Raw genomic sequence first — 752 nt, 5'->3', positions numbered from 1 at the left:
GAGCGCATCACGCATCATCAGTTTGATGCGCGCGGTCTGCCGTCACAAAGCGCCGACCCGCGTCTGTATGCCGCCGGGCTGGCGAATTTCAGTTATCTCCACGACCTGAACGGTACGCCGCTGCGCACACAGAGTGCCGATGCCGGCACATCCGTTGCCCTGAACGACGCAGCAGGACGGGCTTTTTTGCAGGTCAGCAATATCGGCACCGGTAATGACCGCAGCGCCACCGTCACCCGCACTTTTCAGTATGAAGAGGCAGCTCTGCCGGGGCGGCTGCTGGGCATCACTGAGCAGGTTGACGGCGACAGCGCGCGCATCACGGAGCGGTTTATCTGGGGTAGCGTTTCAGCGGGTGAACAGAGCCACAATCTCGCCGGTCAGCTGGTCAGCCATTACGACCCGGCAGGTCTGGTAAATACCACCAGTATTTCCCTGAATGGCGTGCCGCTTTCCGTCACCCGCCAGCTGCTGCCGGATGATGTACTGGCCGACTGGCAGGGCGCAGATGCCTCGGCGTGGAACGACCTGCTGGCAGGCGAGGTGTTTACCACTCGCAGCACAGTGGACGCTGCTGGAAATGTCCTGACCACGCTTGATGCGAAAGGCAATATTCAGCGCGTGGCGTTTGATGTGGCGGGTCTGCTGAAGGGCAGCTGGCTGACAGTCAGCGGCGGTTCAGAGCAGGTCATAGTCAAATCCCTGACATACTCCGCCGCCGGGCAGAAGCTGCGCGAGGAGCACGGTAACGG

1 pseudogene is annotated in these 752 nt (G+C 61.4%); it reads left to right on the top strand.

The window, feature by feature from the left end:
- Window positions 1-752, top strand: a pseudogene (locus E0L21_RS24695) (RHS repeat protein); the annotation flags it as partial.

This window comes from Kosakonia quasisacchari, from assembly GCF_004331415.1.
In the GTDB taxonomy this organism is placed as follows: Bacteria; Pseudomonadota; Gammaproteobacteria; order Enterobacterales; family Enterobacteriaceae; genus Kosakonia; species Kosakonia quasisacchari.
This window is presented reverse-complemented; position numbering and strand designations above follow the sequence as displayed.